General features: G+C 35.2%; 19 protein-coding genes. 4 read left to right on the plus strand and 15 right to left on the minus strand.

Translation table 11 applies throughout. The features are described from left to right. Positions 1–19: 19 nt before the first annotated feature. Positions 20–196: a hypothetical protein gene (locus tag N4T20_RS03250; RefSeq protein WP_260671681.1), complete on the minus strand. Its 177-nt coding sequence runs from the start codon at positions 194–196 to the stop codon at positions 20–22. A gap of 641 nt (positions 197–837) precedes the next feature. On the opposite strand from N4T20_RS03250, the gene N4T20_RS03255 reads away from it, so the two are divergent. After that, positions 838–1,428 carry a hypothetical protein gene (locus tag N4T20_RS03255; RefSeq protein ID WP_260671682.1) on the plus strand — a complete coding sequence of 197 codons (591 nt, stop codon included), beginning with the start codon at positions 838–840 and terminating at the stop codon, positions 1,426–1,428. 153 nt (positions 1,429–1,581) lie between these two features. Beyond that, a complete protein-coding gene (locus N4T20_RS03260) occupies positions 1,582–1,962 on the plus strand; it encodes a DUF1016 N-terminal domain-containing protein (RefSeq protein ID WP_260671683.1) in 381 nt (126 codons plus the stop codon). Positions 1,963–1,989: 27 nt separating this feature from the next. Here N4T20_RS03260 and N4T20_RS03265 read toward each other — a convergent pair whose 3' ends face one another. Genes N4T20_RS03265 through N4T20_RS03275 form a run of 3 tightly spaced genes read right to left on the minus strand, consistent with a single transcriptional unit; the run spans position 1,990 to position 4,842 of the window. Continuing rightward, positions 1,990–2,961, minus strand: a complete 972-nt coding sequence (locus N4T20_RS03265) for a lipid A deacylase LpxR family protein (protein ID WP_409559633.1) — start codon at positions 2,959–2,961, stop codon at positions 1,990–1,992. Beyond that, positions 2,936–3,727, minus strand: coding sequence for a monofunctional biosynthetic peptidoglycan transglycosylase (gene mtgA, locus N4T20_RS03270; protein WP_260671685.1), 792 nt, complete (start codon positions 3,725–3,727; stop codon positions 2,936–2,938). The genes N4T20_RS03265 and mtgA overlap by 26 nt, the downstream gene beginning before the upstream one ends. Beyond that, positions 3,727–4,842, minus strand: coding sequence for an NAD(P)/FAD-dependent oxidoreductase (locus tag N4T20_RS03275; protein WP_260671686.1), 1,116 nt, complete (start codon positions 4,840–4,842; stop codon positions 3,727–3,729). The genes mtgA and N4T20_RS03275 overlap by 1 nt, the downstream gene beginning before the upstream one ends. A gap of 715 nt (positions 4,843–5,557) precedes the next feature. On the opposite strand from N4T20_RS03275, the gene N4T20_RS03280 reads away from it, so the two are divergent. Both N4T20_RS03280 and N4T20_RS03285 read left to right on the plus strand, forming a co-directional pair. Beyond that, on the plus strand, positions 5,558–7,459 hold the full coding sequence (locus N4T20_RS03280) for a S9 family peptidase (protein ID WP_260671687.1): 1,902 nt from the start codon (positions 5,558–5,560) through the stop codon (positions 7,457–7,459). A 195-nt stretch (positions 7,460–7,654) separates the two neighbouring features. After that, positions 7,655–10,096, plus strand: coding sequence for an ATP-binding protein (locus N4T20_RS03285; protein WP_260671688.1), 2,442 nt, complete (start codon positions 7,655–7,657; stop codon positions 10,094–10,096). A gap of 286 nt (positions 10,097–10,382) precedes the next feature. Here the strand turns inward: N4T20_RS03285 and N4T20_RS03290 are convergent, their stop codons facing one another. The 11 genes from N4T20_RS03290 to N4T20_RS03340 all read right to left on the minus strand — a co-directional run bounded on the left by N4T20_RS03290 (position 10,383) and on the right by N4T20_RS03340 (position 17,707). Continuing rightward, on the minus strand, positions 10,383–11,738 hold the full coding sequence (locus N4T20_RS03290) for a sigma-54-dependent transcriptional regulator (RefSeq protein ID WP_260671689.1): 1,356 nt from the start codon (positions 11,736–11,738) through the stop codon (positions 10,383–10,385). A 136-nt stretch (positions 11,739–11,874) separates the two neighbouring features. Next, positions 11,875–12,171 (minus strand): PepSY-like domain-containing protein, encoded by a 297-nt coding sequence (locus tag N4T20_RS03295; protein WP_260671690.1) that lies wholly within the window; start codon positions 12,169–12,171, stop codon positions 11,875–11,877. A gap of 15 nt (positions 12,172–12,186) precedes the next feature. Further along, the gene (locus tag N4T20_RS03300) at positions 12,187–12,480 is read right to left on the minus strand and encodes a PepSY-like domain-containing protein (protein ID WP_260671691.1); all 294 of its coding nucleotides are present in this window, start codon (positions 12,478–12,480) and stop codon (positions 12,187–12,189) included. Between the two features lie 17 nt (positions 12,481–12,497). Further along, positions 12,498–12,788 (minus strand): hypothetical protein, encoded by a 291-nt coding sequence (locus tag N4T20_RS03305; protein WP_260671692.1) that lies wholly within the window; start codon positions 12,786–12,788, stop codon positions 12,498–12,500. 26 nt (positions 12,789–12,814) lie between these two features. Beyond that, the gene (locus N4T20_RS03310; protein WP_260671693.1) at positions 12,815–13,111 is read right to left on the minus strand and encodes a hypothetical protein; all 297 of its coding nucleotides are present in this window, start codon (positions 13,109–13,111) and stop codon (positions 12,815–12,817) included. Positions 13,112–13,185: 74 nt separating this feature from the next. Then, on the minus strand, positions 13,186–13,482 hold the full coding sequence (locus N4T20_RS03315) for a hypothetical protein (protein ID WP_260671694.1): 297 nt from the start codon (positions 13,480–13,482) through the stop codon (positions 13,186–13,188). Between the two features lie 341 nt (positions 13,483–13,823). Beyond that, positions 13,824–15,170: an acetyl-CoA carboxylase biotin carboxylase subunit gene (gene accC / locus N4T20_RS03320; protein ID WP_260671695.1), complete on the minus strand. Its 1,347-nt coding sequence runs from the start codon at positions 15,168–15,170 to the stop codon at positions 13,824–13,826. Positions 15,171–15,279: 109 nt separating this feature from the next. Next, positions 15,280–15,765, minus strand: coding sequence for an acetyl-CoA carboxylase biotin carboxyl carrier protein (accB, locus tag N4T20_RS03325; RefSeq protein WP_260671696.1), 486 nt, complete (start codon positions 15,763–15,765; stop codon positions 15,280–15,282). 22 nt (positions 15,766–15,787) lie between these two features. Then, positions 15,788–16,786, minus strand: coding sequence for a beta-ketoacyl-ACP synthase III (locus tag N4T20_RS03330; RefSeq protein WP_260671697.1), 999 nt, complete (start codon positions 16,784–16,786; stop codon positions 15,788–15,790). A 174-nt stretch (positions 16,787–16,960) separates the two neighbouring features. Then, the gene (rpmF, locus tag N4T20_RS03335) at positions 16,961–17,155 is read right to left on the minus strand and encodes a 50S ribosomal protein L32 (RefSeq protein ID WP_260671698.1); all 195 of its coding nucleotides are present in this window, start codon (positions 17,153–17,155) and stop codon (positions 16,961–16,963) included. 9 nt (positions 17,156–17,164) lie between these two features. Continuing rightward, complete coding sequence (locus tag N4T20_RS03340; protein ID WP_260671699.1) at positions 17,165–17,707, minus strand: YceD family protein; 543 nt, start codon at positions 17,705–17,707, stop codon at positions 17,165–17,167. Between the last annotated feature and the right edge of the window lies 1 nt (position 17,708).

Consider the following 17,708-nt stretch of genomic DNA (forward strand, 5'->3'; position numbering starts at 1 on the left):
AATTTTCCAATCTTGTCATTTATTTCTCATTAGCAGCATCATCTGCATCGACTCTATCTTTCTCAGTTTTTTTAAAATCGTTGTTCAGCAGATTTTCCAATTTCTTTTTCTCCCGCTGATTTTTTCTGATTGTTAGCACAACAAGAATAATTACTAATATTGCTACAATCGCTATTATATTCCAATTGATATCCATGATTAAAATTTTTAATTAAAAGTAACTAATTAAAAACATCTTTCATGTTATCAAACAGTTAAGTGTTTGAGTTTTGAGTAAAACATATTTTGACGCATCGTCTTTTTTTTTGAAAGATATTTCTTTAGAAACTGTTTTCTATTTTTGCGTGACATAAAATTCCAAACAGAACAGTTTTAATAGTTCATCAAACGTTTCAAAATGAATCAAAGCTTAAAGAATAAAATATTTCCACTTTTGAAAAGACTCATTATAATTGCAGGATTTCTTTTCGTTTTCACTTTCGCACAAATCTATTGGGCAATGGGAAGTTTTTCTGAAAGAATGTCAAGTGGGTGTTTAAACTGTTCTTTTTTTGATGATGCTTATTTAATGTCAGTATTCACAACCGTTTTTCTAACAATTGTTTTTTTGCTGTTTACTCTCATAAAAAACAAATATCTCCAAATCGGACTTGAATTCATCTTCTTAATTTTTGTTTGGTTTCTTTGGGATTATGGCATTTTTGTTGATCGCGAATCTTCATGGAGCACTTATCTTTTGAATGAAGAAATTACATATACTCTTTCGTTTTCCTTCTTCCCTATCCTAGTTTTATCGACTGTTATGGTATTTGCTTTACGTTATATCTTAAGAAAATTATGAGTAAGAATAAAAAACTAATATTATTCGTTTATTTTATCATCTGCACTCTTTCTGTTCTGGACTGCCTTTTTTATTATTATAAAGAAATCAGTCTACGCGGTTATTACAGCGATGTGGCTTTATCATGGCTTTGGCTGATAAGCAGTTTTGTTATCATCATCGTTTTTTGGAAAAAACTTTTAGCAAAACTTCTTTTGACAGCGATAATTGTAACATTTTCAATAAGCATTTTGGCTATGATGATGCCTTTTTTTGCTTTATTACTTTCTACAACATCATTAGGATTAATTAAAGATAAAAGCTTAAATGAGAAATATCGAGCGCAAATTGTGCGTTACAATGCGATGGCATCTCCTTGGCTTGAAGTAATTGAAACAAATGGCATAATCGAAAAAAGGATATTTAAATGTACTGATCTACAACTTATGGATGAAAATCAGGATATAAGAATCGGAACGGCAAAAGACATTCTTTTTAAAAGCGAAACTGGCAGCACGCTGACTTTGACACTCTTTTACGGCGGACCAAACAAAACCATCACTTTCAATAAAGCCTCAGGAAATAGTATTGCAATAAAAAATAATTAATCCTTAGAGAAACTATTGACACACATCACTATGGCTTATTATTCCTTAAATAAAACTTTTTGCCACTAAATTCTTTATTTATGCATTCAATATTTGCATTTCAAATCGATCATTATTTGACTCAACCTATAGGCTTAAAAATTCATTTAGCAAATGCAACTAAAAAAAGAGTTTATAAAACAAATACGTGATATTATTGCTAATGCAAAAAACAAAGCAATTCGTTCTGTCGATATGGAACGAGTCCTGATGTATTGGCAAATGGACAAAGTAATTTTTGAAGAAGAACAAAAGGATAAAGAAAGAGCCGCATATGGTGAATTTATCATAAAATCGCTTTCAAATGAACTGCAACCACAGTTTGGCAACGGGTTTTCTATTCGTCAACTAGAAATGTGTCGTCAATTTTACAGAACTTTTCCAATTGCGAACGCACTGCGTTCGCAATTTTGCTGGACTCATTACCGAATTCTTATACGAATTGACAATCAAGACAAAAGAACGTTCTGCATTGCCGAAACAGAGAAAAAATAAATGGACGTCTTTTTTTGTTCAAAAAGATTACTTAAGCAAAAACCCCATTCTTATAGACCCATAAAAATATCCAGAATTGGTATCGATTCCTGGATCTTTTAATTCTCTTCCGCGATAAAGGAAAGAATAAGATATATTGAAGTTATTGTGCCGGTATTTTAAACCCGCTTCGGCGTTGAATCGCAGCGGTTCTAAATCGAAAGTAACGGGGCTTGTGTCATTAAACATACTGCCTTCAATTGTGGCGTCATAAAACTGATAATTGACACTTGGCGCCGCGTAAAAGTAAAACTCTCTAATATTCGGCTGAGCCTGCGCACTTACAGAAGCATGATACATATTGGAATCGTAAATTGGAAGGAGTTTTTTAAATCCGAATCTCGCCATAAATCCTGTTGAAAAACCCGAGAAGATCGTTCCTAAATTTCCTTCTGACTGCCAATGAAAGTCTACAAAATCATTGTGTTTTGACGGAAACATTTTTTTTGAATACATCGCATGAACCTGCACTCCAAAAGCATTATGAATCTGATTTTCCCAACCATATACTTTTTTGTAGCCAATCAGATTATGAAAGCCTTCCTGCAATTCTTCGCCTAATGCATTCGGACCAAGCAAACCAATTTGAAAATCGGTCTTCAAAACCGATTCGCTTTGGTAAAAAAAACTTTTTCCTGCTTCGGCAAAAAGATAACCGGCAAAAGGGCGGTCGTTTACCGTAACTGCTTCTTTGTTTAGAAAACGCGGATTATAAAGATATTGTCCAATTCTAAATTCAGTAATTTCTTTATTGATTTTAGGATTATCATTTTTTGATAAAAACCGATAAAAAAGTTCAAGACCATTGGTATAGTACATATCATACTTAGACGAGGTGTATAAATCATTATCAGATATAAAACCTATTTCTGCTGTTTTTCCTTGTCCAAAAGTGAGCGTTGCGGTCAGTATCAGAAAAGCAAAAAGCGTTTTTTTACTTCTTCTTGTCTTCTTTGCCATCATAATTGATTTTTCCGACGTAACGCATCTCGCGCACAATTCGTTCTTTTCTTCTGTTAATATAACTTGACGAACCTGTAGCCTTAAATTTTCTAGGATTTGGCAAAATCGCCGCAATTCCGGCAGCCTGCATAGGCGTTAAACTCGAAGCATCTCTACGGTACCAGTGTTCTGTAGCTGCGTAGGCACCATAAACTCCGTCTCCCATTTCGATACTGTTCAAATATACTTCCATGATGCGTTCTTTGCCCCAAATAATTTCAATTAAAACGGTAAAGTACGCTTCGAGACCTTTACGGAAATAACTTTTCCCCTGCCATAAAAAGACATTTTTAGCCGTTTGCTGCGAAATGGTGCTTCCTCCTCTAATTCGGCGGCCGCGTTCATTGCTTTTATATGCCTTTTGCAGTGCTTTAAAATCGAAACCATTGTGCGTTAGGAAAGTTCCGTCTTCACTTGCGATTACGGCTTTCTGCAAATTCATTGAGATTTTATCAATCGGTTCCCAATCGTGATCAAAATAAACTTCTTTTCCAGCCATTTTATTTTCGATGGCACGAATGAGCATTAATGGCGTAAACGGCACTGGAACATATTTAAAAAAGATAACCGAGCCAATTGATAATCCAAAAAACCAAAGGGCTGCTTTAATAAAAAACCATTTTACTTTTTCTCCAAAAGTGCGATTCCCTTTTTTAGAAGATGTTTTAGGTTTTGGTTTGCTTGCTGCTGGTTTTTTTGGTGCTGGTTTTTTGGTTGCTGCCATTATTGTATTAAATCTGCTAATTCTGTTCCTATTAAACTTCCTATTGCCACTCCCATTCCGCCTAAACGCACTCCGCAGAATACATTTTCCGAAAGCCGGGTCACGACAGGATTCTTACTATTTCCGACTCCCATAATACCGCTCCATCGGTGCGCAATCTGGAAATCCTGATTTGGTAAAATTACATTTTTCAGCAAATCTTCCAATTTATTTTGAATAATTTTCGTCTGTCCAAATTCAACAGTTGTTTCTCCTTCAAAATCAAGGTTTCGGCCTCCGCCCAATAAAATGCGGTCATTAATATTTCTGAAATAGTAATACCCTCGATCCAAATGAAACGTTCCTTTGATGTCTAAATTATGAATGGGTTCTGTAATAAGCACTTGTGCTCTTGCAGGTTTTACGGCACCATTGGTCAATTCGCCAGCAAAACCATTGGTTGCAAAAAGCAGTTTTTGGGTTTTAAAACTAAAATCGTTTACTGCAACTTCAACCTGATTTCCTGTATCGAGATACGATTTTACCGTCTGTTGGTTTAAGATCAGAATATCTGCCGAAACGGCTTGTTTCAACAATTCCTGCATCATATTCCCGGTATCAATCTGCCCTTCAAACGGATTAAAAATTAAATACTCCTGCGTATTTTGAAACCCAAATCGATCGACTTCTTTCGAAAAAACATCGGTTTTAAAAAGAGGTTTCAGAACTTCATTGATAAATGGAATTTTAGAAATGTATTCATTAAATCCAGATTCATCTTCTTTCAAAAACAATTCATATCCGCCGTGAGGCTTAAAATCAATGGCCTGATCTCCCAATCTTTTTCGAAGCAATTGCAGACCTTTCCAACGTTTTTCAATAAGTGCGACAACATCATCTTCAGCGTGTGTTTTTAAGTCATCCATAATTTCAGAAAGACTCCCGAAACAGGCAAAACCAGCATTTTTTGTGCTGGCTCCTTGCGGCAGCATTCCGCGTTCTAATACCAGAATTTTAGCCGCAGGAAATCTTTCGCGTAAGCGTAATGCCGTATGAAGGCCAACAATTCCGCTGCCTACAATTGTATAATCAATATTTGCAAACCAATTTTTAAGTTCCCAATAGCTTAGTTCCATATTTTAAAAATTCCAATTAGTAAAATTCAAAATTCCAATCTTGGGTTAAATTACAAATTTTTTCAAACCATATAAAAAATGTAAGTTCATTTAAACACTTTGCTCCGCCGAACCAAATCAAAGTCTCTTTGCGCCCTTCGACTTCGCTCAGGGGACAAAATGGTAATCTGAAAATTCTAATATCCAAATTCCAAGATTTAATCAATTAAATTTTTCTTAACTGTCAGGCTGAGCGGAGTCGAAGCCTCTTACATTGCGCCCTCCGACTTCGCTCAGGGGGACAAAATGATAATCTGAAAATTCTAATATCCAAATTCCAAGACTTTATCAATAAAATTTTTCTTAACTGTCAGGCTGAGCGGAGTCGAAGCCTCCTACGTTGCGCCCTCCGACTTCGCTCAGGGGGACAAAATGATAATCTGAAAATTCTAATATCCAAATTCCAAGACTTAATCAATTAAATTTTTCTTAACTGTCAGGCTGAGCGGAGTCGAAGCCTCTTACGTTGCGCCCTTCGAATCCGCTCAGGGGGACAAGACGAAACTCATAAATTGTTTTTTTAATAACGTTTAAGAATAAAAATTCGTGAATTCGTGGCGAATAAAAATTTTACGACAGTCTTTTTGAAATTTTAACAATATTTGGGATTTGGATTTTAAAAGTTTGGAATTTTTAATTCGTATTTTTAGCGCACAAAAAATAGAATAATTTAATTATGAAAAAAGTAGTATTAACAACCTTAATAATGATGAGTTTAAATGCTATCGGACAAAATGTAATGTCGCCAGAATTGTTATGGAAATTAGGGAGAGTAACTCCTCTTGGCATTTCTAAAGATGCGAAAAATGTAGTTTTTAAAGTTTCAACACCTTCTGTAGCCGACAATAAATCGACTTCAAAAATTTACACAATTCCTGTAACTGGAGGAAATGCAGTTGAGATTAAAGAAACGGCAACTATTTTGGCCGATAAAAACATTTCGCCTGACGGAAAATTTGTCGTTTACAATGAAGAAGTAAAAATTGATAAAGTTTTAGGCAAAGATTTCTACCCAAGTCTTGATAAATCTGATGCTCAAATTTATGATGGGTTAGATTACCGTCACTGGGATACTTGGAACGAAGGAAAGTTTAATCACGTTTTTTATAAAGAAAACAAAGACGGAGCAAAAGGAATTGACATTTTGAAAGATGAAACTTTCGATTCTCCTCAAAAACCTTTTGGCGGCGATGAAGATTACATCTGGTCGCCAGACAGCAAAAGCATTTTTTATGTTTGCAAGAAAAAAGCAGGAACTGCTTACGCTATTTCTACCAACACAGACATTTATGAGTACAATTTAGAAACTCAAAAAACAACTAATAAAACCGAAGGCAACTTAGGTTACGATACTGCACCGCAATTTTCGCCAACTGGAAATTTATCTTGGCTGCAAATGAAGCGTGACGGTTACGAGTCTGATAAAAATGATATTATTGTTGAGTTTAAAGGAATCAAAACCAACTTAACTGCAAACTGGGACGGAACTGTAGATAATTTTATCTGGAGCAAAGATGGGAAAACAGTATTTTTTGTGGCTCCAATCGACGGAACAAAACAACTTTTCTCGGTTAATTTTCCAGGTTTGACTAAAATCGCAATCAACGTTCGACAATTGACAAACGGCGATTTTGATGTGAACGATTTAATTGGTTTTGCTGGAGATGATATTATCGTTACAAGAACTGACATGAATCATGCAGGCGAAATTTATTCTTTCAATTTGAAGAAAAATACTTGGAAACAATTATCAAACGTAAATACAGAAACTTATAAAACTTTAGCATTAAGCAAAACCGAAAAACGCTATGTTACGACAACTGACGGTAAAAAAATGCTGGTTTGGGTAATTTTGCCTCCAAACTTTGATGCTACTAAAAAATACCCAACTTTATTGTTCTGTCAAGGAGGACCTCAAAGTGCATTGACACAATCGTACTCTTTCCGTTGGAATTTCTCTCTAATGGCGGCTAAAGGTTATGTGGTTGTAGCGCCAAACCGTCGCGGTATGCCTGGACATGGTGTTGAATGGAATGAGCAGATCAGTAAAGACTGGGGCGGACAAGTTATGGACGATTACCTTTCTGCAATTGATGATGTGGCAAAAGAAAGCTATGTTGACAAAAGCCGTTTAGGATGTGTCGGGGCAAGTTACGGAGGATATTCTGTATTTTATTTAGCAGGAATCCACAAAAACCGTTTCAAAACTTTCATTGCTCACGATGGAGTTTTCAATACCATTTCTATGTTAGGAACTACAGAAGAAGTTTTCTTTAACAATTGGGATTTTGGCGGGCCTTACTGGGAAAAAGATAATGCTGTAGCTCAAAAAGCCTACACTACTTTTAACCCTGCCACTTTGGTGCAGAACTGGAATAAGCCAATTTTAATTTTCCAAGGCGGAAAAGATTTCCGTGTGCCAATCGGACAAGGGCAAGAAGCTTTTCAAGCCGCTCAATTGAGAGGAATCAAAAGTAGATTTGTGTATTTCCCAGACGAAAATCACTGGGTTTTAAAACCGCAAAATGCTCAAGTTTGGCAAGGCGAATTTTTCAAATGGTTAGACGAGACTTTGTAACCATTTAAAAAAAATATTTTACAGTCGCAGATTTACATAATCTGCGGCTGTTTTTCTTTCTGCACCTTACAATTATATAACATATTCGGTAGATTTACTCTTCATAAAACAGATTTTTTTGGATAAATTGCAATGTTTTAATCCCGTCCCGAAGTTTCGGGATCGAGCCCGAATTACTAAATCTTTCAGCAAAATATGGAGACCAAAAAAAGTTACACCGCAATAAAAGTTTTATTCAGCTATGTTGCATTATTAGCTTTGGTTGTCACAGTCGGATGGTTTCTATATTCTGAAAATGTGGTTTACAATAAGCTGGAAGATAAGATTGCTTTAGAAAAAACAAAAATTATAAGAGTCAGCAGATTGTACTCTAATGTTTATAAAACAGAAAGTCTGGCCAGACAGACAATCCAAAATAATTCTGAAAAAGATTTTAAAAGTTATTTAATCGAAACCGATTCGCTTCGCAAACGCATTGACACTTTAAAACAAATTGTCACTACAGAATACCAGAAAAAACTTTTGGACAGCGTTACTTATTTCTTGGCCGAAAAGACAGAAAACATCAAACAATTAAGAGAAATCAAAAATAAAGCTGACGATGAAACTTCTGTAAATAATGCCATTGACGAAATCACAAAAATGGAGTTCAACCTCAGAAAACTTGAGCTTCAGGATTTTACCAAAAATCCAAATCAGCTTGGGAGTTACCAGCGAAGTGTTCTGCAACAATATGTTGACTATTTGAATTCGAATATTCCTGACGACAGCACCAATACGCTGAGCAAAAAAGCTTCAGATTCTATTTTGGCCAATTCGAAAAAGCTTTTGAGCTCTGTAAAAATAAAAGCCGAAAAAAAGAAAGAATCTTTGAATTTTGAAGAAAACAAACTGCTTCAGAACGAAATTGCCATCTCCGATCAGCTTAGAAAGATACTCCGAATTATTGAGAGAGAAATTATCATCAATTCGATAAAAAACAATTCATTAAAAGAAAAATCATTAAAAAGAGTCAACGAAATTGTAACGGCTTCTGCTGTTATCGGTTTATTGCTGACTGTCTTTTTTTCGATCTTAATTGTAAGCGATTATTCAAAATCACAATTGTATAAAAAACAGCTTGAAATCGCCAACTTCAAAACAAAGAATCTGCTCAAAAGCCGCGAGCAACTAATTTCAACAGTAAGCCACGATTTGAAAACGCCTTTGAGCACAATTGTGGGGTATTCTGAACTTTTAGGCAATTCAGATGTCAATACCAAACAATCCTATTTCATTAAAAACATTAAAAATTCGTCTGAATACATCACCCAGCTCGTTCAGGATTTATTAGATTTCTCTCAGATTGAAGCAGGGAAAATTTCAATCGAAAAAGTTCCGTTTTCATTGCCGGAAATTATCGAAGATGTTGCCAGAAATATTCAAACCGTTTATAAACAAAAGGATATTGACCTCATTATCAATGTTGATGAACAATTTCAGAAACGTATTGTTGGCGATCCATTTCGTTTGAAACAGATTCTGACAAATATTATCGGAAATGCTTATAAGTTTACCGAACAAGGCCATATTCGAATTGCCGCCTACGCGAATGACGACCAGTCTTTTACGATTTCAATTCAAGATACCGGAATCGGAATTGAGAAGGCGAATCAGAAATTGGTTTTTGAAGAATTTGCCCAAGCCAATGAAAACATCGAAAAGAAATATGGCGGAACAGGTTTAGGCTTGTCAATCTGCCAAAAAATTATTTCAATTTTGGGCGGAAGTTTAAGCTTGGAAAGCATTTTTGGAAAAGGCAGCACATTTATTATTCAATTGCCGCTATTGTTTGATAGCAGCGAAGGAAATATGGCTTTAAATGATGTTAAAAGCAAACCTTCAAAAAACACCAAAAAACAGACTTTTATTGTTGTAGACGATGATATAAATCTTCTGAATTTAACAAGCGGTGTTTTAAAACAGGAGCAGCATCAAGTACTTTCGTTTACCAATCCTGCCAAAGCTTTGGAAACAATCAAGAGCACGCCTTTCGATTTTGTTATTACCGACATTCAAATGCCAGAAATAGACGGATTTCTTTTTCTGGAAAAACTGCGCGAACTTCCGGAAACCATTTTTAAAAATCAGCCTGTAATTGCACTTACGGGGCGCACAGATTTGGATCTTGCCGTTTACAAAAATGCTGGTTTCACTACAGTAATAAAGAAACCTTACTCTCCCAAAATTCTCTTGGAAACCATTCAGCATATTTTGGACCACGAAGAAATTCCTGTCGCCGAAGACACCGAAAATGCAGATAGAAATGCGTCTCAGCTATATTCTTTAGAAACTTTGAAAGATTTTCTAGGTCAGGACGGAGTGGCTTTGAAAGAAGTTTTAAAATCTTTTATAGAAACCACAATAGAAAATTTAGGCTTTTTGGAAGCTGCTGTTCAAGATAAAAATTATGATGAAATAAAATCTATTGCGCATCGAATTGCTCCAATGTTCAAACAAATTCAGGCAAATGAAATTGGCGAACTCTTAAAAAATCTAGAAAAAGAAGATTTAAATACAATAGATATAAAAGCGACCTATGCGTATTTGAATGAAAAAGTAAACGCTCTTTTTAAGGAATTAAAACACGAGCTTTAATAAAATCTATAAAAATAAAGCAGTCTGAAAACTTCAGAGAAGCTAAATATTTATAGTAAAGAATAAATAATACAGCATAAGAGCTCCGTAGGTGCGACATATTTTTTCTCCATTCTCAATATATGTCGCACCTACGGAGCTTTTTATTGTAGATGTCGAATATTTGCTATAAATATTGCGCTTCTCCGAAGCTTATGGATAACTTTATATTGCAAGCTGTGCGTTAAAATCCAGTAGGGACAAAAATATTTATAGACTCCAATAACATGAATAAAAAAAGGTTTTTTTATTCGATATTGTATTGCTTCAATTTATTGTAAAGTGTTTTTCTGGTAATTTTGAGCAATTTTGCTGCCTCCGATTTATTATTCTGTGTTTTTGACAAAGCATGAATGATGGTTTCTTTTTCGTTTTCAGACAATGAGAAAACTTCGTTTGAAGGCTGCTGCTTTTGAATCTGAAAAAATTCTGCCGGAAGCACATCGCTTTCTATAAAATCGCCGCGCGTTAAAAGAGTGGCGCGTTTTACGCAATTCTGCAATTCGCGTAGATTTCCTGGCCAGCTGTAATTTTGAAAAATGGAAACCACTTCTGGAGAAAATCCGATGACATCTTTGTCCAGCTGCTGATTGGCTTTTTCTAGAAAATAATCGGCAAAAACCATTAAATCTTCTCCGCGGTCTTTTAAAGATGGCGACTGAATAGAAAATTCATTGATTCTATGATATAAATCTTCTCTAAAATCGCCGTTTTTTACTGCCTCGCGCAAATCTTCATTCGTAGCCGTAATAATGCGTATATCGACGTTTATTTCTTTATTGCTGCCAACAGGTTTGATTTTTCTTTCCTGAAGCGCTCTTAATAACTGAATCTGATTTTCATACGAAAGATTTCCAATTTCGTCCAAAAACAAAGTGCCGCCATTTGCAGCTTCAAAATACCCTTTTTTGTCGCTGATTGCTCCAGTGAAAGAACCTTTCAAATGCCCAAAAAATTCGCTTGCCGCCAATTCTTTCGGAATTGCTCCACAATCTACCGCAATAAAATTATTGTCTTTTCTTCTGCTTTGCTGATGAATGCTTTTGGCTATGATTTCTTTTCCTGTTCCGCTTTCGCCAATAATAAGGACAGACATATCGGTCGGGCTCACCAGCTGAATATGATCTAAAAGTTTTTTTGATGCAACAGAAATTCCTTTCACAAATTCATTTTCTGCTGTAGCCGTTTTTTTAACTGCTTTTTTCTTTTTTTCTGAAGTTTCAGATTGCTCTTCTTCAGCTTTTGGAGTCTGCAATGCATTGGTAATAACCAGAAGAACTTCATCTGGATTAAAGGGTTTCGAGATATAATCTGCGGCCCCATTTTTAATGGCTTTAACAGCAGTGTTTACATCCGAGTAACCCGTCATTAAAATAACCGGAATATGGGGATGCGAATTTTTAAATTCAGACATAAGTCCGATACCGTCAGAATCAGGCAAACGAAGGTCTGTTAAAATCAAATCGAAAGATTCTTTTTTAACCGCTTCGCGTGCTTCTGCTGCAGAGAAAGCTATCGTTACATCGTACGTTTTTTTGATTAGAAACTTTTCTAATAATTTACAAAACGCAATATCATCTTCTATCAGTAATATCTTCGGCATTTGCTTTGAGGGACTTTTTGCTAAAATAATATTATTAAACTTGTTATTTCATAAAATTATGTAAAATATGTAAAAAAAAAGAGATTGCACGACGCAATCTCTTTTTCACCAAAAACATAAATCTAAATTCACCTAATTATATTTTCAACCAGTTACCATTGACATCTGAGTATACAGTAGCCTTCTGGTCTCCAACTGATATTTCGAGTTTGTACTCTTTTTTGTCATTTACAAAAGCTTTCTCCAGTTTTGCTCCTGGATAAGCAGTCTGCAAGGCTGTTTTTACAGCTGCAGGCACAGCATCTACTGTAACTTCTGTATATTCAGTCTGAATTGTTACAGTTGCTTTAGTGTCACTCGAGACTGGCAATACACTTGCATGAATTGACATTGTCCCAAAAACAACTATCGCTGATAAGATTAATTTTTTCATGATGCTGATTTTTAATTATTTCTTGATGATATTACCAGAAGCATCGGTAAAAATCGTATACTTCTTGTCTCCGCTTGAAATTTCAAGTTTATACTCGTTCTTATCGTTTTTATAAGCTTTCTCAAGCTTAGTATTCGGAAAAGATTTTTCAACGGTAGACTTCACTGCTGCCGGCACTTGGTCTGCGGCTACTTCAGTAAAAGCATCTTGAAAAATTACTGATTGAATAATTGAGATTGCTGGAAGAACTGTAGCATTTACTGAAAGGCTTCCTAAAACAATCGCTGCTGATAAAACTAACTTTTTCATAATATTTGTGGTTTAAATTATTTTTTAAGAATATTACCAGAAGCATCTGTATAAACGATCGATTTTTCCCCTCGAACGGTTATCTCAATTTTGTACTCCTTTTTATCATTTACCCATGCTTTTTCAAGCACTACACCAGGATAAGCTTCATCTAGGCCTTTTTTTACGGCTGCCGGAACTCCATCTACTTCTTTATATCCATCCTGATCATTGACTGTCTGCACCATTGGACTGGCTGCAGCAGTGGTTTCTGCATACATCGACAGACTGCCTAAGACAATTGCTGCCGATAAGATTAACTTTTTCATAGTTATAGTTTAAGGGTTAGACTTAATTATTTTTTAATCCAAGTTCCATCTGCGTTAGCAAAAAGATTTCCTGTTTTATCTCCAACAGTCACTTCAAGCTTATACTCAGATTTTGTGTTTTTAAATGCTTTAGAAAGCACAGCATCTGGATATGCTTTTTTAAGAGCATCTGTTACGGCTGCTGGAACTTCTTCCAATTTGATTTCTGTATAATCATCTTGGATAAAAATTGTTTTTACGATTGTATTTGAAATTGGCGAAGTTGAAGCAAATGATGTTAAACCTCCCAAAACGATTGCGGCTGATAAAAATATTTTTTTCATGATAGTTGTATTTTAATATAGTTAATTTGATCTTAGTATTCTTGATCTGGATTTTCACAAAATCTTAGATTAGATTATTGTTTAATCCATGTTCCGTCTGCATTAGCAAAAAGATTTCCAACCTTATCGCCAACAGTTACGTCAAGTTTATACTGTGCTTTTTCATTTTTGTATGCTTTAGTAATTACCGCTTCTGGATATGCTTTTTTCAAAGCGTCCGTGATAGCAGCTGGTAATTCTTCCAATTTGATTTCTGTGTATTCGTCTTCAATAGAAATCACTTTTACATTTGTATTGGTAACTGGTGAAGTTGAAGCGAATGAAGTTAAACTTCCTAAAACAATTGCGGCTGATAAAAATAATTTTTTCATAACGTATATATTTAAATTAATAGTTGTTTACGCTTAGAGTAATGAAATTATTATGCCGTAAAAGAAAAGCACCATGCCAAAGATCATAAAAAGCTGTATTTAAACACTTTACATCAAATATAATAAAAAAAGAGAAAACTAAGAAGGTGTGTAAAAGAGAAAAAAAGTGTGTAATAAGTAAACACACAAAGTGTAACCTGAGCGAAATTTCAAATTCTAAAATCAAACCTTAATCTAAAGTTTGAACTCGAGAGGCAGCGAATAGGCGAAGCAATTTCCAAATTGGAATTTATAAAGAGCCTATAAAGAAAAAAGGCTGTCAAAATTGACAGCCTTTATAATTATTGTGGATTATTCATTTTAAATGTATCCATAAATGCAGTTGTATAATCTCCTGCAATATAATTCGGATCATCCATTAATTGTCTATGGAAAGGGATTGTAGTTTTCACACCTTCAATTACGAACTCATCCAAAGCTCTACGCATTTTGCTGATAGCTTCTTCACGAGATTGTGCCGTTGTAATCAACTTAGCAATCATAGAGTCGTAGTTTGGCGGAATGCTATATCCTGAATACACGTGAGTATCTAAACGCACTCCGTGTCCTCCTGGCATATGAAGCGTAGTAATTTTTCCTGGCGAAGGGCGAAAATCGTTATAAGGATCTTCAGCATTAATACGAACTTCAATAGCGTGCAATTGCGGCAGATAGTTTTTACCAGAAATTGGAATTCCGGCAGCAACCATAATCTGCTCACGAATCAAATCGTAATCAATAACTTGTTCTGTGATTGGATGCTCCACCTGAATACGAGTATTCATTTCCATGAAGTAGAAGTTTCTGTGTTTGTCTACTAAAAACTCTACAGTTCCAGCTCCTTCATATTTAATGAATTCAGCAGCTTTTACAGCGGCCTCTCCCATTCTAGTACGAAGTTCGTCTGTCATGAAAGGCGAAGGTGTTTCTTCAGTAAGTTTTTGGTGACGACGCTGTACAGAACAGTCTCTTTCAGAAAGGTGACAAGCTTTTCCGTAAGAATCTCCAACAACTTGAATTTCGATATGACGCGGTTCTTCAATAAGTTTCTCCATGTACATTCCGTCATTTCCAAACGCTGCGGCAGCTTCCTGACGTGCGCTTTCCCAAGCTTTTAAAAGGTCTTCCTCTTTCCAGATGGCACGCATTCCTTTTCCACCGCCACCGGCAGTAGCTTTCATCATTACTGGGTAACCAATTTCTTTAGCTACTTTTTGTGCGTGTTCGTAAGATTCTAATAATCCGTCTGAACCTGGCACACAAGGAACTCCTGCAGCTTTCATTGTTTCTTTTGCAGTAGCTTTATCTCCCATTCGGTCGATCATTTCTGGAGCAGCCCCAATAAATTTGATTCCGTGCTCTTGACAGATTTTTGAGAATTTAGCATTCTCAGAAAGAAATCCATAACCTGGATGAATTGCATCTGCATTTGTAATTTCTGCAGCTGCAATAATATTTGACATTTTCAAATACGATAAGTTACTCGGAGGAGGGCCAATACAAACCGCTTCATCAGCAAATTTAACGTGCAAACTTTCTGCGTCGGCTGTAGAGTAAACTGCAACAGTTTTGATTCCCATTTCCTTACATGTACGAATTACACGTAGTGCAATTTCTCCTCTATTCGCAATTAATATTTTTTTAAACATCTTATTTTAATTAGATAATTAGACAATTTGATAATTAGATAATTTTAGATGTCTGACATAATTAATTTGCAGATCAATCTAAAATCTAAAATCTAAAATCTAAATTTATTTATGATGGATCTACTAAGAATAAAGGTTGATCAAATTCTACTGGAGACATATCGTCTACAAGAATTTTTACAATTTTACCAGAAACTTCAGATTCGATTTCGTTGAATAATTTCATTGCTTCAATTACACAAAGAACATCTCCTTTAGATACAGTGCTTCCTACTTCAGTAAACACTGGTTTGTCTGGAGAAGGTTTTCTATAGAATGTTCCAATAATTGGAGATTTTATAGTAATGTATTTAGAATCGTCAGTAGCAGGTTTTTCTGGAGTCACATTTACAACTGTTGGAGCTGTTACTTGCGGAACTGCCGCTTGAGGTAAAGCTGCCTGAGTTGGCAATTGCTGCACATAAGTTGCTTCAGTTACATTTGTTTCTAAAGTTGTTCTGATCGTGATTTTTACATCATCCATTTCTAACTTCACTTCTGCAACGCCCGAATTTGCAACAAATTTAATTAGGTTTTGAATTTCTTTTAAATCCATAATGATTCGTTTTTAGTTTTAATTATTTCTTATCGTAAGCCCATTTTAAATAGATAGATCCCCAAGTGAATCCTCCACCAAAAGCAGCAAAGATAATATTATCTCCTTTTTTAAGCTTATCTTCAAAATCAGCCAATACTAATGGTAAAGTTCCAGAAGTAGTATTACCATATCTTTCGATGTTTACCAAAACTTTAGAATCGTCCAATTCTAATCTTCCAGCAGTAGCATCAATAATACGTTTATTAGCTTGGTGCGGCACCAGCCAGTCAACATCTTGATTTGTCAAATTATTTCTATGCAAAATCAATTCGCTGGCATCTGCCATATTAGTCACAGCATATTTGAAAACAGTTTTACCGTCTTGCACAATATTATGCTGTCTATTTTTTACAGTGTCTTCTGAAGGCGGAATCAAAGAACCTCCTGCAGGAATTTTAAGAAAATCGCGTCCTACGCCATCACTTCTTAAATACTCATCCTGCAGACCTAAGCCTTCATAATTTGGTTCGAAAAGAACTGCTCCAGCCCCATCTCCAAAAATAATACAAGTTGCTCTGTCTGTATAATCTACAATTGATGACATTTTATCGGCACCAATTAAAAGCACTTTTTTGTAACGTCCTGACTGTACATAAGCAGCAGCCGTTGACATTCCGTATAAGAAACTTGAACAAGCAGCCTGCAAATCATATGCGAATGCATTTGTTGCGCCAATTTCTGTTGCAACAAATACTCCTGTAGAAGCCACCATCATATCTGGTGTTGCAGTTGCCATTATAATCATATCAATCTCAAGCGGATCAATATTTGCTTTTGCAATCAAATCCTTTGCTGCCTGTATAGCAAGATACGATGTACCTTTATCAGCATCTTTAAGAATTCTTCTTTCTTTAATTCCTGTTCGAGCGGTAATCCACTCATCATTGGTATCAACCATTGTTTCTAGTACTTGGTTCGAAAGAACGAAGTCAGGAACATAAGCTCCAACAGCGGTAATTGCGGCTGTGATTGTATTCATTATATTCTATTATTTTCCTTTCAAATTATGATAATTTGAAAAATTTTTAAAAGACCCGAAAATTACAAAAAAAAACGTAACGAATTTGTGTATATTTTCCTAAAAAACGAAAATTATAACCAACAAAAAAAACTCTCACTATGTGAGAGTTCTAGTATAATTTACAAAAACGTATTAAGCAACCGCTTCAGATTTATCGATAACAACTTGCCCTCTGTAGTACATTTTACCTTCATGCCAGTAAGCTCTGTGGTATAAATGCGCCTCACCTGTAATAGGACATGTAGCGATTTGAGCTACAGTAGCTTTGTAATGTGTTCTTCTCTTACCTCTTCTTGTTTTCGAGGTTTTTCTCTTAGGATGTGCCATTTTACTATATTATTTATCCGTTAATAGTTTCTTTAATTTTTCCCAACGCGGGTCAATATCTTCTTCTTTGTTACTCTCTTCCTTTTGTTCTTTAACACTTAATTCGTTCAGTTTTGTCAAAGCTTCTGTCTGAAGGCTTCCGTCTTTAACACCTGGATGAATTCTTTTTTGAGGCACTGAAAGCGCAATCATTTCATAAATATACTGCGCAACATTTATCTCATGTTCACCATGCGGCAAAATCAATAGCTCTTCATTATCATCATTAAATTCTTCTCCAAAGCGAACTATCAACTTCATTTTCCCTTTTATAGGTAAATCAAAATCTTCGCCTGTTAGATCACAAGGCACATTTACTGTCCCTTTGTGTTTGAATTCTAATTCTAACATAGTACTTTTCTTTTCGAAAAGCAAATTGACTTTAATATCCGAACTTTGAAACTCTTCGTATTCAAAATTCTTAAAGAACTCGTTATTTATCTGATACTCAAAATGGTGTTTTCCTAGTTTTAATCCTACGAAAGGAATTAAAAATTCTTTTGTTTTGCTCATT

Source organism: Flavobacterium sp. TR2, from assembly GCF_025252405.1.
Lineage (GTDB): Bacteria > Bacteroidota > Bacteroidia > Flavobacteriales > Flavobacteriaceae > Flavobacterium.